This window comes from Gloeothece verrucosa PCC 7822, from assembly GCF_000147335.1.
GTDB lineage: Bacteria > Cyanobacteriota > Cyanobacteriia > Cyanobacteriales > Microcystaceae > Gloeothece > Gloeothece verrucosa.
This window is the reverse complement of record NC_014501.1, coordinates 650098-664610: the sequence shown is the minus strand read 5'-3', so window position 1 is coordinate 664610 and position 14513 is coordinate 650098. Positions and strand designations below refer to the sequence as shown.

Below are 14513 nucleotides of genomic sequence, written 5' to 3'. Positions count from 1 at the left end.
TACAAGGAAAAATCTTCGAAGTATCATCTTTAGATAGAAAGAGGATTTCTCGAATTTTTCTCAGTCTTTAGACAGAATCAAAAAAGGCTCTATTTCTTTTGATATACTTCTTGTTTCACGGCAACTCAATATTCATTTCTTGCGGGTGATGACAAAAGCGGTTTTTTTTTAGACCATAGAATCAGCCTTTAAACTATATTAATTAAAGTAAAAGTATATGATTTTAATGAAACCACATTTAACTATCCAAATACCCCCTAAAGATATAGAATCTTCAACCGACACAGAACCGATGACTCCTTTCTCTCATAAAATTATTCAGAAATTTTATTTTTTAATTTCTCAATCCTTTTTGGCTAGTCAATTGAAAAACTTAAAAAATAGTAATTTCAAAATTTATCTGAAAAGCCTCTTGGGTTTTTTAATTGGAACCTGCACGAGTTTAGTCGCTATCAGTCTTTTAAAATATTATTCTCCTTTAATTGCCACCTTAGCTGGAGGGGGGATAGGCGCTATTTTTCTGGGATTAGCGAGTGTTATTTTTGTCATTGATATCAAACCCGAAGCATCTGATAGCCTTTCAGCTAATCAATCTGAAGATAATAACATCGATTTTTTCTCCTGGCTGTATCCAAAAGAAATTGAGCCGAAATTAAGAAAAACCTATTTTATTTTAGTGGGATTATTGGTAATTTGTTTTTGTGCGGCTCTTATTCTTCATTCTAATAATAGCTTAATCGAAGATTTTTCTATTAACATGGCTACGGAAATTTTGGGAATACTTTTAGTGCTTTTTGCCGTAGATAGAGTAATAGAATCAGAAAGAGACAAAAAGGATAAAAAAAAGGAAAGAGTGGCTATGCAACAAATAAAACAACCGCTCCTTCATCATTTCTATGTCTTGCAAGAAACTTTTGAAAAAGTTAAACTAGATCATCAAACATCTAAAATAAAAGAAATTTCTGAGATTTTTGATAAGTTAGATACAGAACAAGTTTCTCAATTATCTGAATCCATCAAAAGTACAGATAATCTTTTGTATTCCCTTGAAGATATGAATTGGCTTGATTATTTGTCTCAAGAATGCCATTCCACTAAAGAAACTTTGAATCGAACAGTGGAAAAATACTCATTATTTTTACAGCCTAGTCTATTACGAAGCATCGAAGAATTTATTAATTCTGCTTTTATTCGCTTGATTGTAGACTACCACGAAAAATTTAAACACCTGGATGAATCAGAACATATTTTGCAAAATCAAGAAGAATTATTTGAGAATCCGGATTTTATTCTTTTGCTCAAACAACATTTGTTTAAATATTTTAAACTGATCAAGTTGTTTAATAAAAATACTGGAGAGCAAGAAAAAAATATTTTGTTCAAATAATCCCCAAGCCGCTTTGATAAGTTGTCACAGATTTAATTTAAATTTACTTGTTAAATCCCCTCAATTTCTTGATGGGGATACCCCACACCCTACACCCTTCTTACCACTAAGCAACAATCGTTAAATTATTAAAGTTCAGGCTAACTTTATTAGATAGAGTAGCAATTTGAATTTGAGCAATACTGCCGGTTCCATCTTGATCAAAAAATAATTTTCCTGTACTTTGTTGATAGATAAAACGATCATCACTATCCCCTGCACTAGAGCCTAAAACAAATTGAGCTTGATTGAGTATTCCTAATAGCAATTCCCCATCAAACCCACTGCGGCGAATCTGAATTGTATCGTTAGTGATAGAAAAATCTTGAATGGTGTCAATTCCCTCTATTCTAGATTCAAACAAGAAAACATCATTCCCATTGCCGCCTGTGACAAGGTCATTTCCATTGCCTCCTATCAGAGTATCATCTCCATCATTGCCGCTTAGGGTATCATTACCATCCCCTCCACTAAGAGTATTGTTACCAGCATTGCCAGTCAAATAATTATTAACAAGATTTCCACTGCCACTGAGATTATCTGTCCCTGTTAAGGTTAAATGTTCGACGTTTTCCGGCAGGATATAATCAATACTGGCTTGAACCTTATCAGTTCCCTGAGCTACGGTTTCAATCACTTGGTCGCCGGCGTTGTCAACGACATAGCTATCATTGCCCTCTCCTCCTGTGAGAGTATCTGCACCCGCCTTACCATTAAGATTATCATTCCCTTGGGCACCGTAGAGAGAATTATTGCCTGTATTGCCCCACAAAGTATTATTCAAAACATTACCTGTGCCTGTAACACTATCTGTCCCAGTTAAAATTAAATATTCTACGTTTTCTGGCAGGGTATAATTCATACTGGTTTGAACGGTATCAGTTCCTTGATTGAGGGTTTCAATCACTTGGTCGCCGGCATTGTCAACGACATAGCTATCATTGCCCTCTCCTCCTGTGAGAGTATCTGCACCCGCCTTACCATTAATATAATCATTCCCTTGGGCACCGTAAAGCGAATTATTGCCTGTATTGCCCCACAAAGTATTATTGAGAAGATTACCTGTGCCTGTGAGATTATTGCTCTCTGTCAAGGTTAAAATTTCTACGTTTTCCGGCAGGGTATAATCAATACTAGCTTGAACCGTATCGGTTCCCTGATCGAGGGTTTCAATCACTTGGTCGCCGGCGTTGTCAACGACATAGGTATCGTTGCCGGCATCTCCTATGAGAATATCTGCCCCCTCTTTACCGTTAAGGATATTGTTCCCACTATTGCCTGTAAGAATATTATTGCCAGTATTACCAGTGCCGTTAATATTATTGCTGCCAGTCAGAGTTAAATTTTCAACCCCTGAAGGTAAGGTGACACTAACCGATGAAAATAAAGTATCAGAAATGGTCGCGGTTCCCACAGGCTGTATTAGCAACCCATTCAGGGGATTACTTAAATTAACGGTAAAATATTCGGTGTTTTCGTTAGTATTATCGTTGAGGATGTTGACATTAATCGTTTTGCTGGTTTCTCCAGGCAAGAAAGTTAGTGTCCCACTGGTTGCAGTATAGTCAAGTCCGGCTTTAGCGGGTCCGTCTGCTGTGGCATAATCAACGGTTACAGTAGAATTAGCCGCACCCGTCAGACTCACGGTAAAACTAGCCGATAAATTATTAGTGCTTCCTTCGGTGACGCTGCTATCACTAATATAAAAAGCGGTCTGAATGCTACCTTCGGGGTTAAGGTTAGTCACTTCCGGTGAACGCACAAGCTTTCTGATAATTCCATCTATTTTATTGGTAACGTAGATTTCCCCGGCTTCATCAACGCCGAATCTTACATCGCTGCGAGTGCTATTGAGAAGCTTTAAAAAAGAGGTTTCTTGAGTGCCATTAAATAGTCTTAGTTCACTCAAGGTCGCCTGTTGACCATTCACCAGTTGACTCGCACTGACGTTGAAAAATCGTCCATCATTAGCAAAGTCCGCAGTAATATACTGCCCCACTAATTCAGGAATGGCTGAACCTCGGTAAACATAGCCGCCAGCGATAGCCACCAGTCCGCTAATATCATGGTCATATTGGGCAACGGGATAGGTATAATGGTAGTCTGCGTCATTGTCCGGCAAGGGATAGAGAGCATATTCATTATTGTCATTAATCACAAAAGTGCCTTCCCGATTTCCCCAACCATAATTAGCACCTTTAATGCCTAAATTGACTTCTTCGATAAAATGCTGGCCAATATCAGCAATGAGCATTTTGCCATCGCCTCCGGTATCCCAACTAATACGATGGGGATTTCGCAATCCGTAAGCCCAGATTTCTCCTAAAGTATTAGGGTTGTTATCTTTAACAAAAGGATTGTCGCTCGGAATGCCATATTTTCCGTTAGCACTATTATTGCCTTTAGGATCAATCCGCAGAATTTTTGCCAGAGGAACACTTAAATCTTGTCCGTTATCTAAAGGATCGGTATCGGTTACGGGAAATCCATTACTTCCACCATCGGCCGTGGCGATATAAAGCATTCCATAATCTGGATCGCCGGGTTTAGCATTGGGGTTAAAGGCGATTTGTCCTACGTTATGATCCGCATAGGGTTCTTCAATGCGTAGTAATTCGCGCATCGTTCCAAAAAAGGTATTAGCCGTAGGGTTGCTCACTTGCCATTGTCGAATGACATCATGATGAGAGCTTGCTATCAGGTTGCCTTTGCTGTCATAAATCGGTTTAGTAATGGGATAATCGGGAACTGAGGTACTTTTTTGTTCACTATTTACGGTGTAAAATATGCCATTGGTTTTAAAATCGGGATCAAAAGCAAAAGACGTAAATCCCTGCTGTCCAGAAGTCGATAAAAAATTTGACACCACTTGAGTTTTAAGGTCTAAATATACACTAACATTGCCATTATCAATAACATAAAGTTTTCCCCGCATATCATTAACAAATAACCGTCCGCTACCATCATTAGCAGAGGAGAGGAAATTTAAGCGAGCGGCACTATTACTACCTGTTCCACTATTAGGAATGTGGGCCACTTCTTGTAAGCCTACAGAAAGCGAAGATTTTTTAATCAGTTCGGGAATGGGATTAGAGGTAATTGCCATTTTTTTGTCTCCAGAAATTGCGTGATGGTCGGGTAAACTCTATAAATAAACTTAGCTTTTGATGATTATAAAAGCAACCCTGTATTTTCAATTTTTAAATTTTATTAATTTTATTGAAGCGTCTGTCCTCAATAAATGTAGTCAAAAATTTTCATTGATTGCCAATGGATAAGCTTGTTATTTCCTTTTTTAATTCTGTTAATTTTTATTTGAAGCAACCACTAATATAACAAAAAATTTTTTCTATTATGTCTCTAACTAAAGATAGATTTATCTGGGTCTGCCCAACTCAGAAACACTCAGTGAACAGACGCTACACTATTAAATAGTTCACCTATTCCATAACTGGATCATGACGCTGCCGCCTCGTCCAACCCAACCTCAAATGCTGCGAATGTTAAAGCTTGTTTTTCGTCCCACCGACTATATGGATGAAAATGGTAAACGCTTCGGAGACTGCTTTGCGGTAGGGAGATCGGAAACTCCCTTTGTCTATATCAGTAACCCGAAAGCCATACAACAAATTATGACCGCTCCTGCTGAACAATTTGACAGTGGCAGAGGCAACGGAATTTTAAAATTTTTCGTTGGGGAAAACTCCCTGATTTTGTTAGATGGGGTTGCTCATCAACGTCAACGAAAACTGTTAACGCCGCCGTTTCATGGGGAACGCTTGCAAACTTACCAACAATTAATCTGTGACATCGCCGCACAAGTCACTGAACCGTTACAGGTGGGTAAACCTTTTCGAGTTCGTACCATTATGCAAGAAATTACCCTCAGAGTAATTTTAAAAGCCGTTTTTGGTTTACAAGAAGGCGAACGCTACCATAAACTCAGACAACTGCTCACCACTGTCTTAGACTCTATCAGTTCTCCTTTAAGTTCTAGCATATTGTTTTTTCGGCAACTGCGAAAAGATTGGGGTCCTTTGAGTCCTTGGGGTAGATTTTTGCGTCTGAAAGCCCAAGTAGATCAACTGATCTGTGAGGAAATTCGAGAACGCCAACAACAAGAAAAATTAGACGGGGAAGATATCTTAACCCTTTTGCTCAGTGCAAGGGATGAAAACGGAGAACCCATGACTTTACTCGAGTTACGCGATGAGTTAATGACGATGTTAATTGCCGGACATGAAACCACCGCAAGCATTTTAACTTGGGCATTATATTGGATTCATTATTTACCTGAAGTGGGCGATAAATTACGTTTTGAATTATCGAGTGTGGAAGACAAATCAAATCTCGCTCACATTTGTAAACTCCCCTATCTCAATGCCGTTTGTTCAGAAACCTTGAGAATATACCCGGTTGCTCCTCTGACATTCCCAAGAATTCTCAAGTCGGATATGGAATTATTAGGATATAAGTTTGCGGCTAATACCGTCCTAGCACCTTGTATCTATTTATTACATCATCGAGAAGATCTTTATCCTCAACCCGATCAATTTAAACCTGAACGCTTTTTAGAACGACAGTATTCTTTATATGAATATATTCCTTTTGGCGGCGGTAACCGTCGCTGTATTGGCATGGCTTTGGCTTTACTAGAAATGAAATTGGTATTAGCAACCCTGTTGCAGCGTTTTCAGTTAGAGTTGCTTAATTCTCGTCCCCTCAAACCCGTAAGACGCGGCTTAACTATCGCTCCTCCAAACAATTTTAAAATGGTGCTAAAATCGGTTAATTATCATTGAATTGAAAAGAGGAAAACCCGAGTGGCTCGTTCTCAACCTTACCAGCCTTTACTGCTGCGAATTCTTCACGGAGTCAATCTTATCGTTGTCTTGTTGGCGATGGTTACGGCTTTTTGGGTTTATAATATTTACGATGGTCGATTAATTCAGCTTCCTTTGCCCAATATTCCTGACATGATTGGTATTCATGGAACCTTCGGAGTATTGTTTTTAATTGTTTTTCCGGCTTTGGCTTTATATAGTTTTCATCCAGGACAAAAACGCTTAATTCAAGGTGATACGATTAATAAATTAACCGCAGTGGGGAAACCGATTTGGTGGTACAGTCTCTATCGAATTATTAATACTGTCATGTTACTGGCTGGAACTTGGGCATTGATGACGGGCAGACAAATGAAAGAAGAATGGTTACCTGATGGAAATTTAAATGAAACTTGGTATCAACTCCATTTATCGGCTTGGCTGGTTCTGCTCGGTTGTTTAATCATTCATGTTTTAATGGGGTTAAAAATTGGCGGGACACCTTTAATTATGTCTATGTTTCGTAGACAATATCGCCCCAGTGACTCTCCTCGACTTTGGAGACAAAAAATTCAAGAATTTATTAAATCTAGAAAAGAAACAAGGCAATGAAAAACAATAATAGGGTTCTGTCCCTCGTGGAAATTTTTGTGTTTGGTGGGATTGTCTTTGGTTTGATTTCTCCCCTATTTTCTCCCGAAGAAGAAAAAGACTCACACCATTCAAGTTTGAGGAGTGCTACTCAATGGGTACATTTTTTTTTAAATCGTTTATAATCAGAGAAAATTTGTCTTAAAAAAAACTTATATGGATAGTCAAGAACTAGCAAAATATATTGAAGCGACTAATGGGATTTCTAAACCTTGGTTGCTGATTCAACTGCGGCTGAAAAAATTACAAGAACGCCGCTCAACGATGGCAGAGCATGAGTATTTACAAGAAATTGAACAATTACATCAAGAATTGATGCGTTTAGGTGAATGGTGGCGCGGCATAGAGGATGAAGTGTTTTAATACCGAAAAAAACACGCTGGCGCTAAAGTGAGCAAGATAGTCAATAGTCTTTAGTCCTTAGTCCCTACTCATTAGTGGAAGTTAAAATAGGGAAAACCCAATGGCCAAGCGGCTACAACTAGATGTAGGACGACTAATGACCAATGACTAATGACTAACAAAGCATAATAAAGAGATACTCTTTTATAATCTCAAACAAATACGCACAGATGAGTATTGATCATATAGAGCCAACCGAGTATCAACAACGACGAGAACGTTTGATGGAAAAAATCGGTCAAGGAACAGCGATTTTTCGCAGCGCTCCCACTGCCGTAATGCACAACGACGTAGAATATGTATTCCGTCAAGACAGCGACTTTTTCTATCTTACAGGGTTTAATGAACCAGAAGCGGTGGCCGTTTTTGCTCCCCATCACCCTGAACACCGTTTTATCCTCTTTGTACAACCAAAAGACCCTGAAAAAGAAACCTGGACAGGATATCGTTATGGGGTAGAGGGAGCCAAAGAACGTTTTGGTGCTGATGAAGCTTATCCGATCAATGAATTGGATGAGAAATTACCTCAGTATCTCGAAAAAGCTGACCGCATTTATTACCATTTAGGACGAGATCAATACTTTAATGAAAAAATTATTGCTCACTGGCAGAAATTATTGACCACCTATCCTAAACGAGGAACCGGACCGATAGCCATCGAAGATACTAACTTTATTTTGCATCCGATGCGACTAATTAAAAGTCCTACAGAGTTAACTTTAATGCGTCAAGCGGCAATCATTTCTGCCCAAGCGCATAACAGGGCGCGAGAATTTGCCCAAGTAGGACAATATGAATATCAAATCCAAGCCGAAATAGAACACACTTTTCGTCAACTTGGGGGGATCGGTCCTGCTTATCCTTCTATTGTGGCCTCGGGTGCTAATGCCTGTATTCTTCATTATGTGGAAAATACTTCTGTCCTCAAAGAAAATGATTTATTGCTCATTGATGCGGGATGTTCTTATGGCTATTACAACGGAGATATTACCCGTACTTTTCCCGTCAGTGGTCAATTTACCCCTGAACAAAAAACTATTTATGAGATAGTTTTAGAAGCCCAATTAAAAGCTATTGAACAGGTACAACCCGGCAAACCTTACCATGAGTTTCATGATGCGGCTGTGCGAGTGATTGTTGAGGGTTTAAAGGAACTCGAGTTATTAACGGGAGACACCGAAGAAATCATCAAAGAAGAGAAATATAAACCCTTTTATATGCACAAAACCGGTCATTGGTTAGGGTTAGATGTGCATGATGTAGGGTTGTATAAATGCGGGGAAGAAACCTGGCAAACTTTGCAACCGGGTCAGGTTTTAACAGTTGAACCGGGAATTTATATTTCTCCTACTATTAAACCCGCAGAAGGACAACCCGAAGTCCCCGAAAAATGGCGAGGAATTGGAGTGCGTATCGAAGATGATGTTTTAGTGACGGTGGATGGACATGAAATATTAACCTCTGCTGTTCCTAAACATATTGAAGATATAGAACGCTAAACTTGAGGTGGGCAGTTGCCCACCCATTGATAATAATTGTTGGAGAAAATCACCATGACTGCACAAACTACCAAGCGGCTTTATACTTTAGAAGAGTATATCAACCTCGAACAAAAAGCCGAGTATCCAAGTGAATATCGAGATGGAGAGATTGTAGCTATGCCAGGAGAAACAACCGATCATAGTAAAATTGCTTTTAACTTTGCTTTTAACTTCAGATTAGCCCTAAGACAGCAAAACTACCAAATTTTTCTCAGTGGTGTTAACTTGTGGATACCCCGTTATCGACATGGCACTTATCCGGATGTGATGGTGATTGAGGGAGAACCCATTTACGAGGGGACAGGAAAAAGAATAGTCACCAACCCTTCTATTATTGTAGAAATATTATCCAAGTCAACTAAAAATTATGACCAAGGGGATAAGTTTCTTCATTATCGTTCTATCCCTCAGTTTAAAGAATATTTATTAATCGATCAGAAGCGTTATTATATCATGCAATATACCAAAACGAATGAAGGAAAATGGTTATTAACTGAATACGAAGGAGAAGATAATATTTTATCCCTGAGTTCTATTAACTTTGAAATCAACTTTGCCGACCTTTATGAAGGCGTAGAATTTGAACAAGAAGACGCTGAATAAAAAAAAATCCCTCTCGCCAAAATTTTTTGAAATAAAAATAGAAATCCGTTAAACTGAGAAAAAACTTTCTAGGCTCTCAAAGCAGACTAGCACTGACTTGAGACGGGAGGAATCTGTATTGTTAAAGCATTTAACGTGGCAATTGAACGCCATTGGCTTTCTTTTCACTGGAATTGTTTTAGCTAATCCTACTCAGGCTCTATTAGCTAAAAATGCTCATGATCATGACATACTATTGAAATCTAGTTTATTAGACTATCAAAACCGAACAAGAGTTTCCTTAATAGACAAGAAAAATTTAAAAACCGAAAATCTAGCCCATCTTAGCGAGACACAAAGCCGCCGAAGGAACCATGAGGTATCTATTCAACTCGCTAATGATATCGCCTATGGTTTAACCATCGCCCAAGACAAAGGAGACATTAAATACGGTACAACAACCTATCGAAAAGTCCAAACCGCTATTCATTTACTAAGGCGGGGAGCAGGACTAGACGGTGCTTCTCGTCGTTCAGGTGTACCGAGGAATCTTTTAGATCAACTCATGCAAATGGGACAAAAGCGTCCAGGCGCTTTAATTGATCATGTTTTAGATTAATTAGATTAATAGGGTAGATATACACATGAGCAAAAGGGAATCAAGCCCTAATTGAGTCGGAAGCTGGGTGCGGTGAAAGTCGCACGCCCAGATTTAAAAGAGAGGGGCGAGGCATAATAGCCTCCCTCGACTCTACCATACAAATATACAGCCGCTTCGCCCAGGAATTTTTAAGGATGCTTGATTATTGTCCCAGGAAAGATCACCCTCACCATAGACTAATTGATTAGCCAAAACTTCGCCATTTTTTCCCTCAAAATTGACATTTCTTTCGGAATTATCCACATTAACCGCCACAATAACAGTCTGATTATCTAACGTGCGGCTAAAGACATAAACCGTATCATCAGCATAAACAATCTGATAATCTCCGGTTCTCAAAGCCGCATATTGATGACGGATAGCAATAATCTCTTTATGATACTTTAAAACCTCTAAATCCCAGTTTTCTTCTTTAGGAAAAGTACGCCGACAATCGGGATCTTTTCCGCCTTCTAATCCCACTTCATCCCCATAATAAATACTCGGGGCACCGGGGAAAGTAAACATGAGAAAAGTAATTAGTTTTATACTAGATTTATCCTTACCCGAAGTAGTTAATACCCTAGCGGTATCATGACTGTTAAATAAATTCAATTGAGTTAACTGAATATCCCAAGGATAACGGGATAACAATTGCTGCATCTTCTCACCATAAGTAGCGGCTGATAAAGCCGGATAGGGCTTAAAATCTTGAGATTGATAATACTCTTTCAGAACGCGATCACCAGCCACAAAAGCAATAGTCGCCTCAGCAAAAGGATAATTCATCACCCCATCAAACTGAGTCCCATCTAACCATTGACTGGCATCTTCCCAAATTTCTCCGACGATATAAGCTTCTGGATTAATAGCTTTTACCCGACTTCTAAATTCTTGCCAGAAACCCGGTACTTTTATCTCAAAAGGAACATCTAAACGCCAGCCATCAATTCCTTTTTTCAGCCAATATTCCCCTACCTGCATGATATATTCTCGCACTTCAGGGTTTTCATGATTAAATTCAGGTAATGCCCGATTGCCAATCCAACCCACATAATTAGCCGGATAATTGCCATCATAAGCCGACAGGGGCCATTTTTCAATTTTAAACCAACTTAACCAAGCCGAATAAGGACCATGTTCAAGGATATCATTAAAAAACAAAAACCCGCGACTCGCGTGATTAAACACCCCATCTAAAACAATTTTAATATTATGTCGATGGGCTTCTTCTATTAAAAAATCAAAGGCCACATTTCCCCCTAACATCGGATCTACCTGATAATAATCATGGGTGTGATAGCGATGATTAGAAGCCGATTGAAAAATGGGAGTAAAATAAATAGCGTTAATGCCTAAATCTTTTAAATAATCTAACCTTTCAATTACCCCCCATAAATCTCCTCCTTTATATCCTTGATAAGTAGGCGGAGAGTCCCAAGGTTCTAAATTAGAAGACTGCCATAAGCCATATTTTGGATGTTTACTTCTGGCAAAACGATCTGGAAAAATCTGATAGAAAACCGCGTTTTTTACCCAATCTGGTGTTTGTATTTCCATTGTTAGTAGTTTGTACTTAGACCATGTTAAGTTATGTGTATTTTATGTCTATCCTCTAGGAGTGACTTCTTCCAGAAGGACGAAATAGATGAGAATGTTCGGGGTGATAGAGACGGGACCTAGCTTCTTTAACGGCTCTTAAAGCCGGACTGATAATATATAGTGTGGTGCGAATTAAATTTTCTTGTTGTGTAAAAGTTGCCATTTTTAAGAGCGGCACGACCCAAATTTTTTCATCAGGCCAACCCACTCGAAAACAAACGGCAACCGGGGTATCTGGAGGATAATGTTGGAGCAGCTTTTCTTGTGCTTTTTCCACATGACGGGCGGCTAAATATAAACATAAACTCGCTTGATGGGCGGCAAGAGAAGATAATTCTTCTGCATCAGGAACAGCCGAAGCACTCCCACTAATACGGGTTAAGATAATGGTTTGTACTAGATCAGGGATAGTTAATTCTGTTGCCAGTTTAGCGGCTGCGGCTTGAAAAGCGCTAATTCCAGGGATTAATTCAAAAGGAATATTAGCCTCACTAAGTGCCTGCATTTGTTCATGAATAGCACTATAAAGGGTAAGGTCCCCTGAATGAAGACGAACAACCGAACAGTTGTTTTTTACCCAATCAATCATTAGGGGGATAATTTCTTCTAGAGTTTTGTTACCAGTGGGGATTAATTGGGCATCAGGGCGGCTATTTTGTAAGATTTGTTTGGGCACAAGAGAATCAGCATAGAGGATAATATCCGCTTGAGAGATAATTTTGTAAGCTTTCATGGTCAGTAAGTCCGGATCGCCCGGACCAGCACCAATAATGTAAACCGCAGGTTTTAAAGGGATTAAGGGCATCTAACTAAAATCCAAAATCACAGTCCATCAAAAAATCATTTTAATCAAAGTCCTAATTTTCCACATCTTGATTAACAGGACGTTTTGAAGAAACCACATCGGGTAAAGGTCGCTTCAGTCGATAAAGCCAAATTAATCCAGTTATTCCTGCCATAATACCCACTAAACTGACCACTTGTGCAATTCTTAAAGGTCCTAACATTAAGCTATCGGTGCGTAACCCTTCGATCCAAAAGCGCCCTAAACTATAGGCAATTAAGTAAATGAGGGTTAATGTTCCCACTTTAAAACGATCGCGATGACGCAACCCCCAAAAAAATAAATAGATCAACCCAGCAAAAACCAGCAAATTCCATAAGGACTCATATAAAAAGGTCGGATGAAAGTAATCATATTGCAGATATTCAGGAGGACGGCGGCTAGGGGGTATAAACAGTTTCCAAGGTAAATCTGTAGGTCTTCCAAAGGCTTCTGAATTAAAGAAATTGCCCCAGCGCCCGATGGCTTGTCCTAAAGCGAGAGAGGGAACAAATACATCGGTTAATTGCCAAAGAGAGATTTTATTGAGGCGCGAAAAGATAGCGGCGGCTAAAGTACCCCCTATAATGGCCCCATGAATCGCTATTCCTCCTTTCCAGATGGCTATCATATCACCAGGATGGCCGGCATATTCTCGCCATTGAAACAGCACATAATAAATTCTCGCTCCGACAATAGCACTAATAATGACCCATATAGCGACATCTCCGATTAAATCGGGGTTGATGTTGCGGCGCTTGGCTAAATATTGCGATAAAGTTACGCCAATGAGAACCGCAGAGGCGATTAAAAAGCCATACCAACGGACAGCAATGGGTCCGATCTCAAAAATGACAGGTCCAGGAGAGGTAAATTGAAAGGCTAACAGCATGGATTCATGATGATTGAGAGACAATCTTCACCTATTGTGTCATCCTCAGCGTTATTGAGACAGAAAATTTTGTTTAGGATATGGGGGGAAAGGTTAAAGGAACGTTAATCAAGCCTTTCCCTTTACCCTGGATCGTGATTTTTATTCTGTCTAGGAAAGCCAAAAATTTTCAGGGCCATTAGTATTCCTATGAGCAATAATCCAACAGTGGGGGTGGATTCAGGCACTGAGGGCGGCGGATTTTCTGAGAGAACTACTATATTTTGTGTAAACTGATTTTGATTATTGGAGTTAGCAATACTCCCATCAGCAAAACCGGTTTGGCTTAAATCTACATTGACCTCTAAATTGCTGTTTCCTCCGGCGAGAGTTTCAAAGTGCATTAAACTAAAACGATCCAGTTGATTAATGCCTATGACTGAACCCATCCCAATAGCCGGAAAAGAGCCGCCTCCTAAATTGATAATTGAACCATTGAGGCTGTCTAATGTTCCTGTGCGAAACATAGGAAAAGATTGAGTCACTAAAGAGTTGTTTAAGGCGATAGGAGCCGAGAAACTATCTAGTGAGTGTATGATAGCGGGGTTAAAATTGACGTTAATGGCTGAACTAATTAATCCTACTGGTGAGGGATCAGAATCTTTCATCAGGACTTCTATAAAGAAACGATCACCTATTTGAAAATTGGGATTAGTAATAACTTGTCCTGGAGTTCCTGCATTGTCAGCTAGTAGATGAACTTGCGTATTAAAATTAGACATAATTTTTTTTATTTAATCTATTAAGATTTACTCTAAATATGGCAATATGTTTCAACCGACTTTAACCGATACTTAAGTTTTTTTTAAGTATCTAATCTTTTTATAAGCTTATTTTTCAACCGATTAAACCGTAATTATACGTAAATTAATTGGGAAAATAAAAACCCTTCAGTGAAATTAAGCATAAATTTTCAAAGTCAACAAAAATTAATGGCAATTTCAGTAATTTTACTGAAGTAAAAATATTTAAATTCAGTAAAGTTTCTGCCTTTTGTAGTCCGATAAAATATTGAGAGGTTAATCATTGAGCTTGAGTTAACTTTAAATGAAAGTTGATTTTTTTTTAGGTTTACTTACTTAATCAAGAGAT

13 protein-coding genes are annotated in these 14513 nt (G+C 38.9%); 8 read left to right on the top strand and 5 right to left on the bottom strand.

Features of this window, described 5'->3' with window-relative positions:
- Positions 1-226: 226 nt before the first annotated feature.
- Positions 227-1387 carry a DUF1097 domain-containing protein gene (locus CYAN7822_RS02885; protein WP_157871773.1) on the top strand — a complete coding sequence of 387 codons (1161 nt, stop codon included), beginning with the start codon at positions 227-229 and terminating at the stop codon, positions 1385-1387.
- Between the two features lie 106 nt (positions 1388-1493).
- On the opposite strand, the gene CYAN7822_RS37425 is transcribed toward CYAN7822_RS02885, so the two are convergent.
- Positions 1494-4532 (bottom strand): PQQ-dependent sugar dehydrogenase, encoded by a 3039-nt coding sequence (locus tag CYAN7822_RS37425; protein ID WP_013320741.1) that lies wholly within the window; start codon positions 4530-4532, stop codon positions 1494-1496.
- A gap of 352 nt (positions 4533-4884) precedes the next feature.
- Here CYAN7822_RS37425 and CYAN7822_RS02870 point away from each other — a divergent pair, with 352 nt between their 5' ends.
- The 7 genes from CYAN7822_RS02870 to CYAN7822_RS02845 all read left to right on the top strand — a co-directional run bounded on the left by CYAN7822_RS02870 (position 4885) and on the right by CYAN7822_RS02845 (position 10044).
- Positions 4885-6228: a cytochrome P450 gene (locus CYAN7822_RS02870; protein ID WP_013320740.1), complete on the top strand. Its 1344-nt coding sequence runs from the start codon at positions 4885-4887 to the stop codon at positions 6226-6228.
- A 21-nt stretch (positions 6229-6249) separates the two neighbouring features.
- Entirely contained in the window at positions 6250-6861 is a 612-nt protein-coding gene (locus CYAN7822_RS02865; protein ID WP_041933107.1) for a cytochrome b/b6 domain-containing protein, read from the top strand.
- Positions 6858-7025 carry a hypothetical protein gene (locus CYAN7822_RS37420; protein ID WP_157871772.1) on the top strand — a complete coding sequence of 56 codons (168 nt, stop codon included), beginning with the start codon at positions 6858-6860 and terminating at the stop codon, positions 7023-7025. The genes CYAN7822_RS02865 and CYAN7822_RS37420 overlap by 4 nt, the downstream gene beginning before the upstream one ends.
- Before the next feature lie 31 nt (positions 7026-7056).
- Complete coding sequence (locus CYAN7822_RS02860) at positions 7057-7263, top strand: hypothetical protein (RefSeq protein WP_013320739.1); 207 nt, start codon at positions 7057-7059, stop codon at positions 7261-7263.
- A 209-nt stretch (positions 7264-7472) separates the two neighbouring features.
- On the top strand, positions 7473-8801 hold the full coding sequence (locus CYAN7822_RS02855; RefSeq protein ID WP_013320738.1) for an aminopeptidase P N-terminal domain-containing protein: 1329 nt from the start codon (positions 7473-7475) through the stop codon (positions 8799-8801).
- Between the two features lie 54 nt (positions 8802-8855).
- A complete protein-coding gene (locus tag CYAN7822_RS02850) occupies positions 8856-9446 on the top strand; it encodes a Uma2 family endonuclease (protein WP_013320737.1) in 591 nt (196 codons plus the stop codon).
- Positions 9447-9564: 118 nt separating this feature from the next.
- A complete protein-coding gene (locus CYAN7822_RS02845) occupies positions 9565-10044 on the top strand; it encodes a hypothetical protein (RefSeq protein WP_013320736.1) in 480 nt (159 codons plus the stop codon).
- Between the two features lie 132 nt (positions 10045-10176).
- On the opposite strand, the gene CYAN7822_RS02840 is transcribed toward CYAN7822_RS02845, so the two are convergent.
- The 4 genes from CYAN7822_RS02840 to CYAN7822_RS02825 all read right to left on the bottom strand — a co-directional run bounded on the left by CYAN7822_RS02840 (position 10177) and on the right by CYAN7822_RS02825 (position 14143).
- Positions 10177-11625, bottom strand: a complete 1449-nt coding sequence (locus CYAN7822_RS02840; RefSeq protein ID WP_013320735.1) for a glycoside hydrolase family 13 protein — start codon at positions 11623-11625, stop codon at positions 10177-10179.
- 55 nt (positions 11626-11680) lie between these two features.
- Entirely contained in the window at positions 11681-12472 is a 792-nt protein-coding gene (cobM, locus tag CYAN7822_RS02835; RefSeq protein WP_013320734.1) for a precorrin-4 C(11)-methyltransferase, read from the bottom strand.
- Positions 12473-12524: 52 nt separating this feature from the next.
- Complete coding sequence (lgt, locus tag CYAN7822_RS02830) at positions 12525-13382, bottom strand: prolipoprotein diacylglyceryl transferase (RefSeq protein WP_013320733.1); 858 nt, start codon at positions 13380-13382, stop codon at positions 12525-12527.
- A gap of 122 nt (positions 13383-13504) precedes the next feature.
- Positions 13505-14143: a hypothetical protein gene (locus CYAN7822_RS02825; protein WP_013320732.1), complete on the bottom strand. Its 639-nt coding sequence runs from the start codon at positions 14141-14143 to the stop codon at positions 13505-13507.
- Positions 14144-14513 lie beyond the last annotated feature (370 nt).